An 18,053-nucleotide genomic window follows, 5' to 3' on the forward strand; every position below is an offset into this window, starting at 1 on the left:
CGGGGCTCGCAAACCCGGCTCACTCCTCGCGCTCACAGGCCCAGGCCCTTCGCGATGATCTCGTTCATGATCTCGGTGGTGCCGCCGCCGATGCCGAGGATGCGGGCGTCCCGGTAGTGCCGCTCCACCTCGGCGTCGCGCAGGTAGCCGAAGCCGCCGTGCAGTTGCAGCGCGGCGTCGACCACCTGGTCGCAGGCGGCCACCGCGACGTTCTTCGCCATCGCCACCTCGGTCACCACCGGCTCGCCGGCCGCCACCCGGGCGGCCACCTGGTGCACGTACGCGCGGGCCGCCTCGGCGCGGGTGTGCATCTCGGCCAGCCGGTGCCGGACCAGTTGCCGGCTGGCCAGCGGACGACCGAACGTGGACCGGTCCCGGCACCACCGGGTCGAAAGCTCCACGCAGCGCTGCGCCGTCGCGTACGCCTGGGTGGCCAGGGAGAGCCGCTCGGCGGCGAAGCCCTGCATGATCGCCAGGAAGCCGGTGTCCTCCTCGCCGATCCGGTTGCCCACCGGCACCCGCACGTCCACGAAGGACAACTCGGCGGTGTCCGAGCAGTGCCAGCCGAGCTTGTCCAGCTTCCGGCCGACGGTGAACCCGGGGGTGCCCTTGTCGATCACCAGCAGGTGCAGCGACCCGCTGCCGGGGAAGTCGCCGCAGACCGCGGTGGTGACGAAGTCGGCGCGTACCCCGCTGGTCACGTACGTCTTCGAACCGTTGACCAGGTAGTGGTCGCCGTCGCGGCGGGCGGTGGTGCGGATCGCGGCGACGTCGGAGCCGGCGTCCGGTTCGGTGATCGCCAACGCGCCGATCAGCTCGCCCGCCAGCGTCGGCCGGACGTACCGGTTGACCAGGGGATCGTCGGCGGCGGACCGGCGGGCGGCGAGCCGCCCACCGAGCGTGCCGCCGGTCCGCCCGCCGGCCGCCGCGACGATGTGCGGCAGCGCGATGCCGTGCGTGAACAGCGCCGCGACCAGCCCGGACGAGCCGCCGGAGCGGATGATCTCCTCGGTGACCACGATCGAGTCGAGCAGGTCGCCGCCGCTGCCGCCGACCGACTCGGGGAAGCCGACGCCGAGCAGGCCGAGCTTCGCGGCGGTGGCGTGCAGCGCGCGCGGCACCTCGCCGGCCCGTTCCCAGTCGGCCAGGTGCGGCAGCACCTCCCGGGTCACGAAGGCCCTGGTCAACTCCCGTAACTGCCGCCGCTCCGGGGTGTCCACGATGGTCACCGGTCCGCCTCCCCGACTGCCGGCGGTCCGGGGGTGAGGGCGGCGGGCAGGTCGACGATGCGGGAGCGGAGCAGTTCGCCGAGCGCCTTGGCCTGCGGGTCGAACCGGGTGGAGGCGGCCACCCCCGGCCCGAGCAGTCCCCGGATCACGAAGTTGACCGCCCGCAGGTTCGGCAGCTCGTACCGCTCGACGGTCGACGCGGCCGCCTCCGGCAGCAGCTCGGCCAGCCGGTCGACGGTCAGCCACCCACGCAGCCACTCCCAGGTCGCGTCGGTACGCGCCCAGACGCCGAGGTTGGCGTCGCCACCCTTGTCGCCCGACCGCGCCCCGACCAGCTCACCCAACGGCCCCCGCCGGGTCGGCCCGGCCACCGGGGTCGGGCCCGCCGTGCCGGACGTCGGACCGGCCACCGCCGGTGCCACCGTCCGTGGCGGCGGGGGAACCGGCAGCCGGGTGCCGTCGGGCAGGACGGCCACGTGCGGCACGTCGGCCTGCGGCACCGCGTCGGCGGTGAAGACCCCGTACGGGGTGGCGTCGCCGGGCAGGGTGGTCAGCGTGCAGCCGGGGTAGGAGGCGAGGGCCAGTTCCACCGCCGCCGCCGAGAACGCCCGCCCGGCCCGCGCCCGGTCACCGTCACGCAGGTGTACGTGCAGCAGCGCGCTCGCCGTCTCGGTGTCGACCGCGTCGACGTGGTCGGTACGGGCCAGCGTGAACTCCAGCCCGTCCGCACCGACCGCCGCCTCGATCTGCCCCCGGACCAGGGCGGCCTTGGCCGGGACGTCCAACCCGCAGAGTACGAACGTCATCGCGTTGCGGAAGCCGCCCAGGTTGTTGACGCCCACCTTGAGGGTGTCCGGCGGTGGTGTGCCCCGGACCCCGTCCACCCGGACCCGGTCCGGCCCGTCCGGGTGCAGCCTCACCGTGTCCAGCCGGGTCACCACGTCCGGGCCGAGGTAGTCGGGGCCGCCCACCTCGTACACCAGTTGGGCGGTGACCGTCTCGACGGTGACCGCGCCGCCGGTGCCGGGGTGCTTGGTGAGCACGGACGAGCCGTCCGGGTGGATCTCGACGATCGGGAAGCCGGGCCGGTGACCGCCGTCGGGCAGCTCGGTGAAGAAGCTGAAGTTGCCCCCGGTGGCCTGCGCCCCGCACTCGATCAGGTGCCCGGCGACGGTCGCCCCGGCCAGCGCGTCCAGGTCGTCGCGCCCCCAGCCGAACCGGGCGATGGCCGGCCCGACCGCCAGCGAGGCGTCGGTGACCCGGCCGGTGACCACGATGTCCGCCCCGGCGTCGAGGCAGGCGGCGATGCCGAACGCGCCGAGGTAGGCGTTGGCGGTGAGCGCGTCGGGCCGGGCCAGGGCGTCACCCTCGACGTGGGCGACCCGGACGGCGAGGCCGAGCCGGTCGGCGAGCGCGCCGATCGCGGCGGCCAGCCCGGCCGGGTTCAGCCCGCCCGCGTTGGTGACGATCCGTACCCCCCGGTCGAGGGCGGTGCCGAGACACCCTTCGAGCTGGCGGAGGAAGGTCTTCGCATAGCCGAGACCGGGGTCGCGCAGCCGGTCCCGGCCGAGGATCAGCATGGTCAGCTCGGCCAGGTAGTCGCCGGTCAGCACGTCCAGCTCGCCGCCGTCGAGCATCTCCCGCCAGGCGGTGGACCGGTCGCCGTAGAATCCGGAGGCGTTGCCGACCCGCAGCACCCCGGTCACCGGGCGGCCGTCCCGGCCGCGTTCGCGCGGATCGTCCGGCCGGGGGCCGGACGCGGCCACGCCCCGGCGGGCGGCGCGTCGGGCTGGTCGGATCCGTCGGTCGGGTAGACGGGCGGTGCGGTCGGGTCGACCATGGTGCCTCCGGTCGGGTGGGCCGGTGAGTACGGGTCAGGTCGGGTCGGCGTCGTGGGGCTGGTCCGGTGCCGGTGCCGTCCCGGGGGCGAGCAGGGTGGCGAGCTGGTGTTTCCAGGTGCGCAGCAGCGCGGTGCGCCGGGCCGAGTCGTCGTTGAGCAGGTTGGCCACGCCGAGCCCGCGTAGCAGGTCGAGGGTGGCCTGCACGGCCTCGCGGACGCCGGGGCGGCGCTCGTCCACGTCGAGCAGCGCCACGGTGAGCCGGTGCATCTCCCGACCGACCCGCGCCTCCAGCGGCACCAGCGCGTCGCGCAGCTCGGGGTCGGTGCGGGCGGCCACCCACAGCTCCAGCGCGGCGACGAAGAGCGGCCCGGTGAAGGCGACACCGAGCAGGTCGACCACGCGGTCGAGGCGTTGCGGCCCGACCGGCAGCGCCTCGGCCTCGACGCGTAGCTCCTCGGCGCGTCGCTCGGCGAGGTGGGCGACGGCGGCGGTGACCAGGGCCGCCTTGGTGGGGTAGTGGTGCAGTTGGGCGCCCCGGGAGACACCGGCGTGGGCGGCGACCACGGTCGTGGTGGTGCCCGACCAGCCGTACCGCACCAGACAGTCGACAGTCGCCTCCAGCAGCCGGGCCTGGGTGGCGCGGCTGCGTTCCTGCTGCGGGACGCGGGTCGACGGGGTGGACACGGGAACAGCGTGCCGCCACCGAAACAAACAGTCAAGCCTGACTTTTTTAGGCTCCGGGGTGACCTCGGCCGGTGCCGTCGGTCCGTGCCGGTCGCTGGTCCGGCGCCGGGAGCCGGTCAGCGGCCGTCGCGCGGGGCGAAGGCGGTGAGCGCGTCGAGGTCGCTGTGCCGGGAGCGCAGGTACTCGTCCGCCCAGGCGGCGGCGTCCGGATAGCCCGACCCGGCGGCGACCCGGGCACAGGCCGCGTCGACGTCGAACCCCGTACGGCGCAGCTGCACCCCCGGGCCGAGTAGCGCCCAGTACGCCCCCGGCCCGCCGTACGGCATGCCCACGCTGCCCGGATTGACCACCAGCCGGCGGTCGACCAGCCGGGTGAACGGCATGTGGGTGTGCCCGCAGACCACGGTGCGCACCTGCGGGGGCAGCCCGGCGAACACCTCGGCCCAGCGGGCCGGCCGGGAGTCGACCAGCACCACCTCCTCGTCGTCGCGGGGCGTGGCGTGGCAGAAGAGCACCGGGCCGAGGCCGGCGACCGGGAGGGTGAGCGTCAGTGGCAGCGCGGCCAGCAGGGCCACCTGGTCGGCCCGGAGCTGGTCGGCCGCCCAGTTCGAGACGTCGTGCTCCGACGGGTGGCCGGCGCGGGCCTGCACCAGCTCCCGGTCGGCGTTGCCGCGTACCCAGCGGACCCGGTCACCCAGCCCGGTCAGCAGGTCCAGCACCTCGACCGGCTGCGGGCCGGCCGCCACGTCACCGGTGACCACGATCAGGTCGGCGGCGGCCACCTCCGGCTCGGCCAGCACCACCCCCAGCGCGGGCAACGCGCCGTGGACGTCGGAGAGCACCGCTACACGTTCCAGCACCGGTCCAGGGTCGCGCCCGGCGGAGCGGGTTGTCGAGGGATTCTGCGCCGGGCAGAGCGGGCCGTCGCCGACCGGTCGACCGGGGCGGGTGGAATCGGGCCGGAATGCCGACGAGCCAGGGCCGCCGGCGGGGGCGGTCCTGGCTCGGACGGTGAGGCGGTGCCGGTCAGACCCGGGCGCGGCGGGCGAGGCGCTCCGGGTCGAGGATGATGATGCTCTTGCCGTCCAGCCGCAGCCAGCCCCGCGAGGCGAAGTCGGCGAGCGCCTTGTTGACCGTCTCCCGGGAGGCGCCGACGAGCTGGGCGATCTCCTCCTGGGTCAGGTCGTGGGTCACCCGCAGCACGCCGCCGTCGCGGGTGCCGAACCGGCCGGCCATCTGGAGCAGGTTCTTGGCGACCCGGCCCGGTACGTCGGTGAAGATCAGGTCGGCCAGCGAGTCGTTCGTCCGGCGCAGCCTGCGGGCGAGCACCCGCAGCAGCTGCTCGGCGATCTCGGGCCGGTTGTTCAGCCAGGGCCGCAGCGCCTGCTTGCGCAGCCGGACCAGGCGGGTGTCGGTGACCGCGGTGGCGGTGGCCGTACGCGGGCCGGGGTCGAAGAGCGACAGCTCACCGACCATGTCCGACGGGCCCATCACCGCGATCAGGTTCTGCCGGCCGTCGGCTGCCCGCCGCCCGACCTTGATCTTGCCTGACAGGAGGATGTAGAGACTGTCGCCGGGCTCGCCCTCGTTGAACACGATCTCGCCCTTGCGGACGTCGATCGTCTCCATCTCCTTGGCGAGCGCCTCGGCAGCCTCCGGGTCGACACCCTGGAAGATCCCGCTGCGGGCCAGTACCTCGTCCATCGCGCACCTCCGGTTGCGCGTTGCCGTCCCTCGGCCGGGTCCGCCGTCCGCTGATCCCTCGCGCGCCGCCAAGTCTAGGCGCATGTGAGGACGAATCAGAGCTGCACCCCTGGAATCTTGATCGTTGGGCGTAACCTCGCCGACGCGGTCGGGCACTATGATCGTCCGCCCGAACCACCTGGTCACCGGGTCGGCCACCGCCGGTCGTAGGGTGTCCGGGTGCTGAGCGACCCGGTGCTGACCCACCGCCCCGAGGACGGGTGGGACATTCCGGTGCTCGTGTGGCGGGCCGACGCCCCGCTGCGGGCGGTCAGCTCCGGCCCGCTCGGTGGCGGCGTCGGCCCGCGCAACTGGGTGGTCAACGCGACCGTGCCGATGTCGTACCACCGGGACGACCCGGCGGCCCACCTGGCCGCGCTCGCCGACCGGTTCGACCTCGACGGGCCCGGGGTCGGCCTGCTCACCGGCGTCGACGTCGCCGAGGTGGTGACCCGGACCGACACCGGGGTCCGGGCCTGGGCCACCGTCGGCCTCGGCACCCCCCTGTGGGCCGCCGCCCCCGACCCCGCCCACGCCCCGGCGCAGCGGGTGGGCACGGTCAACATCGTGGTGTACGTGCCGACGGCGCTCGGCGACGCGGCACTGGTGAACGCCGTGGCCACCGCCACCGAGGCGAAGTGCCAGGCGATCGGGGAACTGGGCCTGCCGGGCACCGGCACGCCCACCGACGCGGTCACCGTGCTCTGCCCGACGGGCGACCCGGTCGAGCCCTACGGCGGACCCCGGTCGACCTGGGGCGCGCCGCTCGCCCGCGCCGTCCACGCGGCCGTGCGGGACGGCGGCGCGGTGCCCTGCGTCCCGTGGTCGCAGCGGCGGACGGGCTGAACTTCCGTCCGATCGGCCCGTCGTCGGTCGATTCGCCACCCGGTAGCGTCGCGGGCGATGTACTCTGCCGCCTTCCTCCAGCCCCGTCCCCGCCGCCGCGTCGCGCTCGCCTGCGGCGCGCTGCTCACCGTGCTCCTCGCCGGCTGCGGCCAGTCGTCCGACAGCCCGGACCCGGTCTGGCGGCCGGGCGGCGGCGGTGGCACCACCGGTTCCCCGGTGCCGACCACCGGGGCGGCCGACAAGACCGAGGCGATCACCCTGTCGGCGACCGGGGACATCGTCATGGGGATGGCTCCGTCCCGGCTGCCCGCCAACGGCGGCAAGGGCTTCTTCGACGAGGTCAAGGGCGCGCTCAAGGCCGACCTCGTGATGGGCAACCTGGAGGAGCCGCTCACCACCGACACCGGCACCGGCAAGTGCGGCGCGAACTCCAGCAACTGCTACCAGTTCCGGGTGCCGCCGGAGTACGCCGGCCACCTCGCCGACGCCGGGTTCCAGCTGCTCAACCAGGCCAACAACCACGGCTACGACTTCGGCCCGCAGGGCTACGAGAACACCCAGCAGGCGCTGGAGAAGCACGGCCTCAAGCACACCGGCGCACCCGACCAGATCACCGTGGTCGAGGTCGAGGGGGTGAAGGTCGCGGTGGCCGGTTTCTCGTCGTACCCGTGGTCCAACAGCCTGGTCGACATCGACGCCGCCAAGGGGGTCGTCGAGAAGGCCGCCACGATGGCCGACCTGGTCGTGGTGCAGGTGCACATGGGCGGCGAGGGGTCGGACAAGACCCGGGTCCGTCCGGGCACCGAGATGTTCCTCGGCGAGAACCGGGGCGATCCGGTGAAGTTCTCCCACGCCATGATCGACGCCGGGGCCGACCTGATCGTCGGGCACGGCCCGCACGTGCTGCGCGGGATGGAGTTCTACCAGGGCCGGCTGATCGCGTACAGCCTGGGCAACTTCGCCGGGGGCGCCCGGTCGCTCAACCCGACCGGCCGGCTCGGCTGGGGCGGGGTGCTGAAGGTGTCGCTCAAGCCCGACGGCAGCTTCGCCGGTGGCTCGTTCACCTCCACCCGGATGAGTTCGGTGGGCAAGCCGGGGATGGACCCCGCCGGGCAGGGGCTCGGCCTGGTCAAGCAGCTCAGCACCAACGACTTCCCGCGTACCGCCGCCCGGTTCGACGGCAAGGGGAAGATCAGCCCGCCCGACGCCGGCTGACCGGGGGCGTGCTCCGGCGGCCCGTCGGGGCGGCGACGTAGGCTGGCCGGCGTGACCATCAGCTCTCCCGGCCGGGTCGAAACGGAACTCGGCCGTACCCGGCGCGCCCGGCGGATCGGCCGGGCGCTGACCGAGGCGCACCCGGACGCCCACTGCGAACTCGACCACACCACCGCGTTGGAGCTGGCCGTCGCCACGATCCTCTCCGCGCAGTGCACCGACAAGAAGGTCAACGAGGTCACCCCGAAGCTGTTCGCCCGCTACCCGACGGCGGCCGACTACGCCGGGGCCGACCGGGGCGAGCTGGAGGAGCTGATCCGGCCGACCGGGTTCTACCGCAACAAGACCGACTCGCTGATCAAGCTCGGGCAGGCCCTGACCGAGCGGTACGACGGCCGGGTCCCCGGCCGGCTGACCGACCTGGTGACGCTGCCCGGGATCGGCCGCAAGACGGCCAACGTCATCCTGGGCAACGCCTTCGACGTCCCGGGGATCACCGTCGACACCCACTTCCAGCGGCTGGTGCAGCGGTGGGGGCTGACCATCCAGACCGATCCGGTCAAGATCGAACATGAGATCGGGGCGATGTTCCCGAAGCGGGAGTGGACCATGCTCTCCCACCGGATCATCTTCCACGGCCGACGGGTCTGCCACGCCCGCAAGCCCGCCTGTGGGGCGTGCACCCTGACCCGGCTCTGCCCGTCGTACGGGCTCGGGCCGACCGAGCCGGCCGCCGCCGCCAAACTGCTCAAGGGCCCCCGCGCCCGGGACCTCGCGGTCGCCGCCGGGGTCGACCCGGAGCTGGTGCCGGCGCAGGCCGCCGCCGCGGAGGCACCGTGAAACCCCGGTTCGCCGCACTGCTCGTCCCGGTGCTGCTGGCGCTCGCCGGCTGCACCGCCACCACCGGCGGGGAGGGCCCCGCCGCCGGCCCCACCCGCGCCGCCCGCCCGTCGCCGTTCGCCGACTGCGCCACCCTCACCACCGCGCCCGGCTCCACCCCCGCGCCGACCGGGTCCGCCGCCGGCAGCCCGCTGCCCGAACTGGTGCTCTCCTGCTTCACCGGCGGAGCCCCGGTGCAGCTGCGCGACATCCACGGCCCGGCCGTGATCAACGTGTGGGCCTCCTGGTGCCCGCCCTGCCGCAAGGAACTGCCGGCCTTCCAGCGGCTCAGCGTCCGCGCCGCCGGCCAGCTCCAGGTGATCGGGGTGAACAGCCGGGACAGCCGGGACGGCGCACAGGCCGTCGGCGAGGACTTCGGCATCCGCTTCCCGGTCCTGTTCGACCAGGGCGAGGCCCTGCAACGGGAGCTGCGCCGCACGGCGGTGCCGCTGACCCTGCTGGTGGACGCGCAGGGGCGGATCAGGCACACCGACACCTCCGGCGCGCTCGACGACGCCCGCCTCGCCGACCTCGTCCGCCGGCACCTCGGCCTGGTGGTGCCCGCGTGAGGCCGACCGTCGGTGCCGGGTCGACCCGATGAACCGCCGTCCGCCGTCCTGGTTCGATCCGCTGCTGGGCCGGCTCGGCACCGCCCGGGCCGAGGACTTCACCCGGCTGACCACCCCCGAGCAGGGCGGCCGGGAGAGCGCGGTGCTGGTGCTGCTCGGCGAGGAACCCGGTGTCGGGCCCGACGTGCTGGTCCTGCAGCGGGCCGCCACCCTGCGCAACCACGCCGGCCAGCCGGCCTTCCCCGGCGGCGCGGCCGACCCGGGGGACGCCGACGCGCGGGCCACCGCGCTGCGCGAGGCCAACGAGGAGGTCGACCTCGACCCGGCCAGCGTGACCGTCCTCGCCGAACTGCCCAGGCTCTGGATCCCGGTCAGCGAGTTCGTGGTCACCCCGGTGCTGGCCTGGTGGCACAGCCCGCACCCGGTGCACCCCCGGGAACCGGCCGAGGTGGCGCACGTCGCCCGGCTGCCCGTCGCCGAACTGGTCGACCCGGCCAACCGGATGCTGGTCCGCCACCCCAGCGGCTGGACCGGCCCGGCGTTCTCCGTCCGGGGGATGCTGGTCTGGGGCTTCACCGCCGGGGTGCTCGCCGCGCTGCTGGAGATGGCCGGGTGGACCCGCCCGTGGCCCCGGTCGCGGGTGGTCGACCTGCCGCCGACCGGCGCCACCCCGGCCCCCTCCGCCGGCACCGACAGGGCCGACGAACTGGCCGGCCCGCTGACCTGACCGTCACGTTCCGCAGCCGCGACGCCGCACGGGTGTCCGGTGCACGTACCCTTGACCGGTGTCGGCCGTGGATCTCGTCCTGCTCCTGCTCATGCTCGTGTTCGCGATCAGCGGATACCGTCAGGGCTTCGTCATCGGGGCGCTGTCGTTCTCCGGGTTCTTCCTGGGCGCGCTCATCGGCCTTCAGCTCGGGCCGATGCTGGCCCGCCAGTTCATCGACAGCGGGACGCGGGTGCTGGTCAGCCTGGTCGCCGTCTTCGGGCTCGCCGTCCTCGGTCAGGCGCTGGCCGGCTGGCTCGGCTCCCACCTGCGCCGCACGATCACCAACGACGTCGCCAAGCGGGCCGACGACATCGGCGGCGCGTTCGTCTCGATCCTCGCGGTGATGCTGGTGGCCTGGCTGGTCGCCGTGCCGCTGGGTTCCTCGTCGCTGCCCTGGCTGGCCGCCTCGGTCAAGAACAGCGCGTTGCTGACCGTGGTGGACCGGGTCCTGCCCGACCAGGCCCAGGAGCTGTCCACGGCGCTGCGCGACACCGTCGACACCAACGGGTTCCCCGACGTCTTCAACGGGCTGGGGCGTACCTCGGCCCGGCAGGTCGCCCCGCCGGACCCGGCGCTGGCCGGCTCGCAGGTGGTGGCGAACAGCCAGCGGGCGGTGGTGAAGGTGCTCGGGTCCGCGCCGAGCTGCTCGCGCCGGATCGAGGGTTCCGGTTTCGTCTACGCCGACGACCGGGTGATGACCAACGCGCACGTCGTCGCCGGCACCCGCTCCGTCGCCGTCGAGCTGCGCGGCGAACGGTACGACGGCGTGGTCGTCGTCTACGACCCGGACCGGGACCTCGCCGTGCTGCACGTGCCGGGGCTGCCCGGTCCGTCCCTGCGCTTCGCCGCCGGACAGGCCGGCAGCGGTGCGGACGCGATCGTGCTGGGCTTCCCGCTCGACGGCCCGTACGACGCCCGCCCGGCCCGCATCCGTGACGTCGACCGGATCGAGGGCCCGGACATCTACAACGCCAGCAAGGTCAACCGGGAGATCTACACCATCCGGGCGCTGGTCCGCAGCGGGAACTCCGGCGGACCGCTGGTCTCCTCCAACGGGCTGGTGCTCGGGGTGATCTTCGCGGCGGCGGCGGACGACCCGAACACCGGCTTCGCGGTGACCGCCGAGGAGGCCCGGCCGGTGGCGCTCGCCGGCGCGGAGCGTACCCGGGGCGTGGGCACCGGCGACTGCACCTGAGCCCCCGGACGTGCCCCGACCTGCCGGGGCCGGGGCGCCGTCTCCCCGGCGCGGCGGGGTCAGCCGCCGGCCGGCGCCGTGGCCGGGGCGTCACCGCCGGCCGGGGTGAGGCCGGGCAGCTTGGCCCGACCCCAGGTCAGCGACCTGTCGAGCACCGCCCGCGCCATGATCGCCACACAGGTGCCGCCGTTGACGAAGGACGCCACCACGTCGCTCGGGTGGTGCATCCCCCGGTACATCCGGGTCAGCGCCACCCCGACCGGGACCAGCACCAGCAGCGTCCACCAGGTCACCTTGCCGGCGGTGCTCCCCGCCCGCAGCGCCAGCAGCAGCGCGATGCCGACATAGAGGGCGACCGCCGCCGAGGTGTGCCCGGACGGGAAACTCGACGTCGGCGGGGAGACGTCCATGTGTTCCACCGCCGGCCGACGCCTGTCGATCGCCATCGTGGTGAGCAGGAAGACCAGCGCCTGGGCGGACACCGCCGCGCCCAGGAACAGCGGCTCCCGCCAGCGGTGCAGCACCAGCCGGAGCACCAGCGCCACCAGCACGGTGACCACCACGATCAACTGGGTGCTGGCCAGCGTGCTGAACACCAGCGAGACGTCGTTCCACCCCCCGGTCCGGTCGGCCGCCAGCTCGCGGTTGACCGCGTCCTCCACGGTGAACGGCCAGACGTCGTCGAGGACCCGGGTCACCAGCAGCCCGAGCAGGACCATGAACGAGAGCAGCAGGGTCACCGGAAGGAGCACCCGCTTGGCGACCTGCGCAGCGATGGCGGACATGGCCGCCCAGTACCCGGACCGCAGGGCCGCTACGCGTGCGGGTCGGTCTGCTCCGGCGCCACCCCGTCGACCGTGGCCCGGCCGGCCGGCAGCCCGACCCGCTCCCGCCAGGTACGGAACGCCGCCGCGGTGGCCGCCACCACCGCCACCCCCAGCAGACAGCCGGCGAGCACGTCGCTGGCCCAGTGCACGCCCAGCGCCACCCGGCTCAGGCAGGTCACCCCGACCAGCAGCACGGCCACCGTCCACAGCGCCACCCGGGCCGCCGGACGACCCCGGGTGAACGGCAGGAACACCAGCAGCAGCACCCCCGCCGCGAGGGTCGCGTTCAGCGCGTGCCCGGACGGGAAGGAGTACCCGGCGGCCCGCGCCACCGGATCGAGCAGCTCCGGGCGGTCCCGGCCGACGAGGAGCTTCAGCACCGCCCCCAGCGCCCCGCCGACGACCATCGTGGTGACCACCCAGAGCGCCAGCCGGCTGGCCCCGCGACGCCACAGCCACACCACCACGACCAGCGCGGCCACCCGCAGCGGCCCCGGCGAGGCCAGGTGCGTCCAGGCCGTCATCGCCCGCACCCACAGCGGATGGTCGGCGGCGAACCGGTGCAGGGCGTCGGTGACCGCCGCGTCCAGGTCGTGCAGCGGCGGCCAGGCCCCGACCACCAGCACCGCCAGCAGCGAGAACGGCACCAGCACCAGGAACGCCGCCGCCGACGTCAGGGTCAGCCGCAACCCGAGCGAATGGTCCCGGTCCAGGCGGCGGTCCCGCCAGGACCGGCCCGACGGGGATACGGAGGTACGCCGACCGGAGGCACTCATGCGACCTGCTCTACCCACCCGGACCCACGATCAGGCCCGGTTAGTGACCCCGCAGCCGGAACCGGCGGACCATCATCGCGAACCCGGTGACCAGGGCCGCCACGACGGCGACACCCGTCCACAACCGACGGGGGGCGTCCTCGTCGGCGCCACCGGCGGGCTGTGCCGTCCACCGGGTCTGCTGGCGGGGCGCGGTGAACCCGAGCGGGTCGCTGCCGGTGCCACCATCGCGGGCGTCCTCGGCGGAGCCGGGGGCCGGCCCGAACCCGACCACCCCGGGGGAGTCGTTGTCGTCCAGCGGGTTGTGGCCGATCAGCGGTACGTCGGCGGTGAGCGCGGCCACCGGGTCGACCAGGCCGTACCCGAAACGGTCGTCCCGGCCGACTGGCCCGATGTCCTTCGCGGTGCTCAGCAGCCGGTTCACCACGTCCCCGGCGGACATGTCCGGGTAGCGGGCGCGGACCAGGGCGGCGGTCGCCGTCACCAGCGGCGCGGCGAAGCTGGTGCCCTGCACGCCCCAGTAGTTGCTCGGCGGGCGGGCCCCGACCAGGCCGGTCGCCGGTGCGGTCAACGTGGTGGCGTGACCGGTGATCGAACCGGACCAGAGGTTCTCGCTGTCGCGTTCCAGACCGGCCACCGCGATCACGCCCGGCTCCCGGGCCGGGTACCAGACCTTCGAGGTGGTGGACGTGGCGACGTTGCCGGTGCAGGCCACCACCACCACATCCCGGGCGAACGCGTAGTCCAGCGCGGCGGCCAGGGCCGGGCTGTCGCCGCTGCCGCCCAGGGACAGGTTGATCACCCGGGCGCCGTTGTCGACCGCCCAGCGCACGCCCTTGGCGACGATCATCGCGTCGTCGTACCGGTTCTCGTCGTCGAGCACCCGCACGGGCAGGATGCGCGCGTCCGGCGCGAGCCCGACCACGCCCCGCCGGTCGTCTCCCCGCCCGGCGATCAGGCTGGCCACCGTCGTGCCGTGCCCCACCGGGTCCGGCTCCCCACCGCCGCCCGGAGAGACCAGGTCCATGCCGGGCAGCACCTGACCGACCAGGTCGGGGTGGTTGCCGTCCACCCCGGAGTCGATCACCGCCACCGTGACGCCACGCCCGGTCGAGGTACGCCAGGCGGTGGCCGCGTTCAACTCGTCGAGCTGGAACTGGTCGTCGCGGACCCGGTCGGCACGCGCCTGGGCCGGGGCGAAGTCGGGCTCGGCCAGCGGACTGCCGGCCCGCGTCCCGACCAGGGTGGACGACGACGGGGGCGCGGCGGACGCGGGAGGCGGGGCCGTGCCGAGCACGGTGACGGTGGTCGCCGCGACACCGAGCAGCGCCCGCCCGGCGAACCGGTGCAGCGCCGTCGGGGAGCCCTGCCGAACCCTGGTCACATCGTCAGCCATTCGTCACGTGGGACACATGCTGCTCGGAGATTACCGGTTCCGGCTGCCGACACGGCACGTTCCGGCACACCAGGATCACGGTGGCGGAAGATGAGCCAGTTGAACGAGGCGGACACCCTCGCGTCGGGTGACCAGCCGACCACGCCCCGCCGGCAGCGGGCCGGGACGGACCGCGCCGACGAGCTGCCCCTCGTCGGGGCTGCCGCTCATCACCAGCCCGGCGGTGGACAACTCCCGCAGCCGCTGCACCACCGGCTCGTACTGGGACCGGCCCGCGCCACCACAGCGCCGGGCCAGCACCAGGTGCAGGCCGACGTCGCGGGCCTGGGGCAGGTGCTCCTCCAGCCCGCGCAGCGGGTTCGCCGGGCCGCTGGCCACCAGGTCGTAGTCGTCGACCAGGATGAACAACTCGGGACCGGACCACCAGGAACGGTCCCGCAACTGGGCCGGGGTGACCTCCGGGCCGGGTAGCCGGCCGCGCATGTAGCCGGCGACCGACTCGATCAGCTCGGTGGTGTGCGCCGCCGCCGTGCCGTATCCGATCAGGTGGTCGGTCTCGACCGTGCCGAGCAGGCTGCGCCGGTAGTCGACCAGGATCACCCGGGCCTGCTCCGGGGTGAACCGCGTGACGATCGAGGTGGCCAGCGCCCGCAGGAACGACGACTTGCCGCACTCGGCGTCGCCGAAGACCACGAAGTGCGGCTCGGTGGCGAAGTCGAGCAGCACCGGGCGCAGGTCCGCCTCGGCGATCCCGACCGGGAACGCCAGCCCGGTGCCGGCGGTGGTGTCCAGGTCGGCGTAGGGCAGCACCGGGGGGAGCAGCCGCACCCGGGGGGCGGGCGGCCCCGACCAGGCCCCCGCGACCGCCTTGACCAGATCTGCCGTGTCCCCGCCGGTGAGCTGCGGCAGGGCGGTGAGGAAGTGCAGGCTCTGCGCGGTGATCCCCCGTCCCGGCTGCTCCGGCACGCCGGCCGCCGCCACCCGCTTCACCACCGAGTCGGACGGGTCACCCAGGCGCAGCTCCAACCGGGACCCGAACAGGTCCCGGATGCCGGGCCGGAAATCCAGCCAGCGCACGGCACTCGCCACCACGTGCACCCCGTACGACAGGCCCCGGGTGGCCAGGTCGGTGATCAGGGGTTCCAGGTCGTCGTACTCGCCGCGCAGGGTGGCCCAGCCGTCGACGACGAGGAACACGTCACCGAACGGGTCGACGGGGGGCTGACCGGCGACGGCCAGCTCCCGCCGCCGCTCGCGCCACGCCGCCACCGACTCCACGCCCAGCTCGGTGAAGCGGCGTTCCCGCTCGGCGAGCAGGGTGGCGATCTCCCCGACCGTACGCCGGACCACCGTCGGGTCGGCCCGGCCGGCGACCCCGCCCACGTGCGGCAGCTCCCGCAGCGCGGTCAACCCGCCGCCGCCGAAGTCCAGGCAGTAGACCTGCGCCTCGGCCGGCGTGTGGGTGAGCGCCAGCGCGCAGACCAGCGTCCGCAACGCGTGCGACTTGCCGCTCTGCGGCGCGCCGACCACGGCCACGTGCCCGGCCGACCCGCCCAGCGCCAACCACAGCACGTCGCGGCGCTGCTCGTACGGCTTGTCGACCACCGCAACCGGCACCTGGAGGCCGCCGTGCAGCTCCGGGCTGGCGAAGCCCAGACCCCGGTCGGGGTCGACGCCGGGCGGGCCGAGCAGCTCGTCCAGGGTGGGCGCCCGGTCCAGCGGCGGCAGCCACACCTGGTGCGCCGGCGGCCCCTGCCCGGCCAACCGGCCGACCAGCGTGTCGAGCAGGCTTCCCGCCTCGTCCCCGACGACCGGTGGAGTGACCGGGGCGGCCGGCTCGGGCACCGGCACCAGATGGGTGGAGAAGGTGAGCAGCCGGGCCGCCCCACCGGCCCCGCCCCCGGCCGGGCCGCCGTGGCGCCGCAGCGGACCGGAGACGTACGCGGCCCGGAACCGGACCAGCGGGTCGGTGCCGGCGCGCAGGAAGCCGTGCCCGGGGGAGCGGGGCAGCTCGTGCGCGTCCGGCACCCCGAGCACCGTGCGGGACTCCAGCGCCGAGAAGGTCCGCAACCCGATCCGGTACGACAGGTGGGTGTCCAGCCCGCGCAGCCGCCCCTCCTCCAGCCGCTGGCTGGCCAGCAGCAGGTGCACGCCGAGTGACCGGCCCAGCCGGCCGATCTGCACGAACAGGTCGATGAAGTCGGGCTTGGCGGACAGCAGCTCGGAGAACTCGTCGCAGACCAGCAGCAGCGACGGCAGCGGGGCCAGTGGCGCGCCGGCCGCCCGGGCCCGCTCGTAGTCACGCAGGCTGGCGAAGTTGCCGGCCCGGCGCAGCAGCTCCTGGCGGCGCATCAGCTCACCGTTGATGGCGTCCACCATCCGGTCGACAAGCGGCAGCGCGTCGACCAGGTTGGTGATCACGGCGGCGGTGTGCGGCAGCCGGTCGAAGGAGGCGAAGGTGGCCCCGCCCTTGAAGTCGACCAGGACGAAGTTGAGCTGCTCCGAGCTGTGCGTGGCGGCCAACGCCAGGACCAGGGTGCGCAGCAGCTCCGACTTGCCGGAGCCGGTCGCCCCGATCAGCAGCCCGTGCGGGCCCATCCCGTCCTGCGCCGACTCCTTGAGGTCCAGCTCGACCGCGCCGCCGTCCGGGCCGACCCCGATCGGCACCCGCAGCCGGTCCCGGGGCGAGCGGGGCAGCCAGCCCTGGTCGGCGGTGAACCCCTCCGGGTCGCCCAGCCCGAGCAGCTCGGGGAGGCCGGGTTCGGCCCCGGGGGCGGCCTCGGTGCCCCGGGCGACGGCGGCGAGCCGCAGCGGGGCGAGCCGCCGGGCGACCGCCTCCGCGTCGACCACGTCCAGCCGGTCGGCGGTGCCCACCTCGGCGTGCCCCTCGGCCGACCAGGAGTGCAGCCGTCCGGCGCGGACCTCCAGCAGCAGGGCGAACCGGTCCAGCAGGCGCGGTGCCGGGGTGTCCAGGTCGAGCACGGTCACCGCGTCGATGCCGCCGTCGCCGGTCAGTTCGGTGGCGTCGGTCAGGTCACCGCCGTCGAGGAGCACCACCACGTGCGGGCCGTCGGTGGCCGGTCCGGCCGGGCTGAACCGGGACCGGCTGGCCAGCACGTCGCCGAGGAGCCGTTCCAGGTCGACGGCGGAGCTGGTGACCAGCCGGACGGGGCCCAGCGCGTCGACCCTGCTCGGGTGGTGGGCGTGCGGCAGCCACTTCACCCACTCCCAGTGCCGACGCCGTTCCGGGCCGGCGCAGACGGCGACGAGCAGCTCGTCGGGGGCGTGGAAGACGGCGAGCTGGACGAGCATCGCGCGGGCCAGCGCCTGCGCGTCGGGCGACCCGGTGCCGCTCTCCGCCGCACCCCCGCCCGGCCCGACCGCGCCGCCCGGCTGCCCGCCCCGGACGAAGACCCGGGCGAAGCTGCGCAGCGACAGCGCCACCGGCAGGTCCGGCACCACCGAGTACGCGTCGAGGAAGCGCCGCAGCGCCCCCGCGGTCATCGGCTCCAGCTCCTCCAGCGGTCGGGTGACCGGCGGCACCAGCGGGGTGGCCAGCGTCTGCGGACCGACGGCGACCCGCACCACGCCGAAGTCCGGGTCGCCGGGGCGGCGTTCCCAGACCCGGTGACTGTCCACCGTCGACCAGAGCCGCTCCGGGTCGGGATGCCGGTAGTACAGCCCGGCCCGCTGCTGCCGGGCGGTCTGCCGGACCCGCCGCCGCAGGGTGGTCAGGTGCCGCAGGTACTCCCGGCGGGCGGCCATCATCTCCGACTTCCCCGGGCTGCCCGAGGCGCTGCCCCAGGAGGTCATCAGCATCGCCACCGAGGAGAGCCCGAACATCCCGCCCACCACGTACGAGTAGGCGCCGCCACCGCGACCGAACATCATCGCCATCGCCACCGTGCCGCCCAGCATCGGCAGCACCATCAGCGCCTGCTGCCAGCGTCCGCCGGTGACCACCGGGATCTCCGGCGGACCCTCCACGGGCAGCTCGCCGACCGGGATCTCCGGGGCGGGCCGACGCGGTGGCCGCCTGATGACGACAGTGGACAAATCCACCTCCCTGTGGCGCTCGGTAACC

Annotated in this window: 15 protein-coding genes; 6 read left to right on the top strand and 9 right to left on the bottom strand. The window is 74.7% G+C overall.

Going from position 1 to position 18,053, the window contains the following annotated elements; genetic code table 11:
• Nucleotides 1-32: 32 nt before the first annotated feature.
• The 5 genes from JQX11_RS23075 to JQX11_RS23095 form a co-directional block, all read right to left on the bottom strand.
• The gene (locus tag JQX11_RS23075) at nucleotides 33-1,229 is read right to left on the bottom strand and encodes an acyl-CoA dehydrogenase family protein (protein ID WP_204927059.1); all 1,197 of its coding nucleotides are present in this window, start codon (nucleotides 1,227-1,229) and stop codon (nucleotides 33-35) included.
• Nucleotides 1,226-2,935, bottom strand: a complete 1,710-nt coding sequence (locus JQX11_RS23080) for an acyclic terpene utilization AtuA family protein (RefSeq protein WP_204927150.1) — start codon at nucleotides 2,933-2,935, stop codon at nucleotides 1,226-1,228. Before JQX11_RS23080 ends, JQX11_RS23075 begins: the two co-directional genes overlap by 4 nt.
• 168 nt (nucleotides 2,936-3,103) lie before the next feature.
• Nucleotides 3,104-3,754 carry a TetR/AcrR family transcriptional regulator gene (locus tag JQX11_RS23085; RefSeq protein WP_204927060.1) on the bottom strand — a complete coding sequence of 217 codons (651 nt, stop codon included), beginning with the start codon at nucleotides 3,752-3,754 and terminating at the stop codon, nucleotides 3,104-3,106.
• A gap of 116 nt (nucleotides 3,755-3,870) precedes the next feature.
• Nucleotides 3,871-4,614, bottom strand: coding sequence for a metallophosphoesterase family protein (locus JQX11_RS23090; protein ID WP_204927061.1), 744 nt, complete (start codon nucleotides 4,612-4,614; stop codon nucleotides 3,871-3,873).
• Nucleotides 4,615-4,780: 166 nt separating this feature from the next.
• Nucleotides 4,781-5,458, bottom strand: coding sequence for a Crp/Fnr family transcriptional regulator (locus JQX11_RS23095; protein WP_067306583.1), 678 nt, complete (start codon nucleotides 5,456-5,458; stop codon nucleotides 4,781-4,783).
• Nucleotides 5,459-5,677: 219 nt separating this feature from the next.
• On the opposite strand from JQX11_RS23095, the gene JQX11_RS23100 reads away from it, so the two are divergent.
• The 6 genes from JQX11_RS23100 to JQX11_RS23125 are packed head-to-tail and all read left to right on the top strand — an operon-like array spanning nucleotide 5,678 to nucleotide 10,970.
• Nucleotides 5,678-6,343, top strand: a complete 666-nt coding sequence (locus JQX11_RS23100) for an adenosylcobinamide amidohydrolase (RefSeq protein WP_204927062.1) — start codon at nucleotides 5,678-5,680, stop codon at nucleotides 6,341-6,343.
• A gap of 57 nt (nucleotides 6,344-6,400) precedes the next feature.
• Nucleotides 6,401-7,558 (top strand): CapA family protein, encoded by a 1,158-nt coding sequence (locus JQX11_RS23105; protein ID WP_204927063.1) that lies wholly within the window; start codon nucleotides 6,401-6,403, stop codon nucleotides 7,556-7,558.
• Nucleotides 7,559-7,609: 51 nt separating this feature from the next.
• Entirely contained in the window at nucleotides 7,610-8,398 is a 789-nt protein-coding gene (nth, locus tag JQX11_RS23110) for an endonuclease III (RefSeq protein WP_204927064.1), read from the top strand.
• Nucleotides 8,395-9,006, top strand: a complete 612-nt coding sequence (locus JQX11_RS23115) for a TlpA family protein disulfide reductase (protein WP_204927065.1) — start codon at nucleotides 8,395-8,397, stop codon at nucleotides 9,004-9,006. Before nth ends, JQX11_RS23115 begins: the two co-directional genes overlap by 4 nt.
• A gap of 28 nt (nucleotides 9,007-9,034) precedes the next feature.
• Nucleotides 9,035-9,733 (top strand): NUDIX hydrolase, encoded by a 699-nt coding sequence (locus JQX11_RS23120; RefSeq protein ID WP_204927066.1) that lies wholly within the window; start codon nucleotides 9,035-9,037, stop codon nucleotides 9,731-9,733.
• 58 nt (nucleotides 9,734-9,791) lie between these two features.
• Nucleotides 9,792-10,970: a MarP family serine protease gene (locus JQX11_RS23125; RefSeq protein ID WP_088643850.1), complete on the top strand. Its 1,179-nt coding sequence runs from the start codon at nucleotides 9,792-9,794 to the stop codon at nucleotides 10,968-10,970.
• Between the two features lie 59 nt (nucleotides 10,971-11,029).
• On the opposite strand, the gene JQX11_RS23130 is transcribed toward JQX11_RS23125, so the two are convergent.
• The 4 genes from JQX11_RS23130 to eccCa all read right to left on the bottom strand — a co-directional run bounded on the left by JQX11_RS23130 (nucleotide 11,030) and on the right by eccCa (nucleotide 18,025).
• The gene (locus JQX11_RS23130; protein ID WP_204927067.1) at nucleotides 11,030-11,755 is read right to left on the bottom strand and encodes a phosphatase PAP2 family protein; all 726 of its coding nucleotides are present in this window, start codon (nucleotides 11,753-11,755) and stop codon (nucleotides 11,030-11,032) included.
• A 29-nt stretch (nucleotides 11,756-11,784) separates the two neighbouring features.
• Nucleotides 11,785-12,573 carry a phosphatase PAP2 family protein gene (locus JQX11_RS23135; protein ID WP_204927068.1) on the bottom strand — a complete coding sequence of 263 codons (789 nt, stop codon included), beginning with the start codon at nucleotides 12,571-12,573 and terminating at the stop codon, nucleotides 11,785-11,787.
• Between the two features lie 40 nt (nucleotides 12,574-12,613).
• Nucleotides 12,614-13,969 (bottom strand): type VII secretion-associated serine protease mycosin, encoded by a 1,356-nt coding sequence (gene mycP / locus JQX11_RS23140; RefSeq protein WP_204927069.1) that lies wholly within the window; start codon nucleotides 13,967-13,969, stop codon nucleotides 12,614-12,616.
• A gap of 75 nt (nucleotides 13,970-14,044) precedes the next feature.
• Nucleotides 14,045-18,025 (bottom strand): type VII secretion protein EccCa, encoded by a 3,981-nt coding sequence (eccCa, locus tag JQX11_RS23145; protein ID WP_204927070.1) that lies wholly within the window; start codon nucleotides 18,023-18,025, stop codon nucleotides 14,045-14,047.
• Nucleotides 18,026-18,053: the final 28 nt, after the last annotated feature.

Source organism: Micromonospora humida, from assembly GCF_016901255.1.
Taxonomy (GTDB): Bacteria; Actinomycetota; Actinomycetes; order Mycobacteriales; family Micromonosporaceae; genus Micromonospora; species Micromonospora wenchangensis.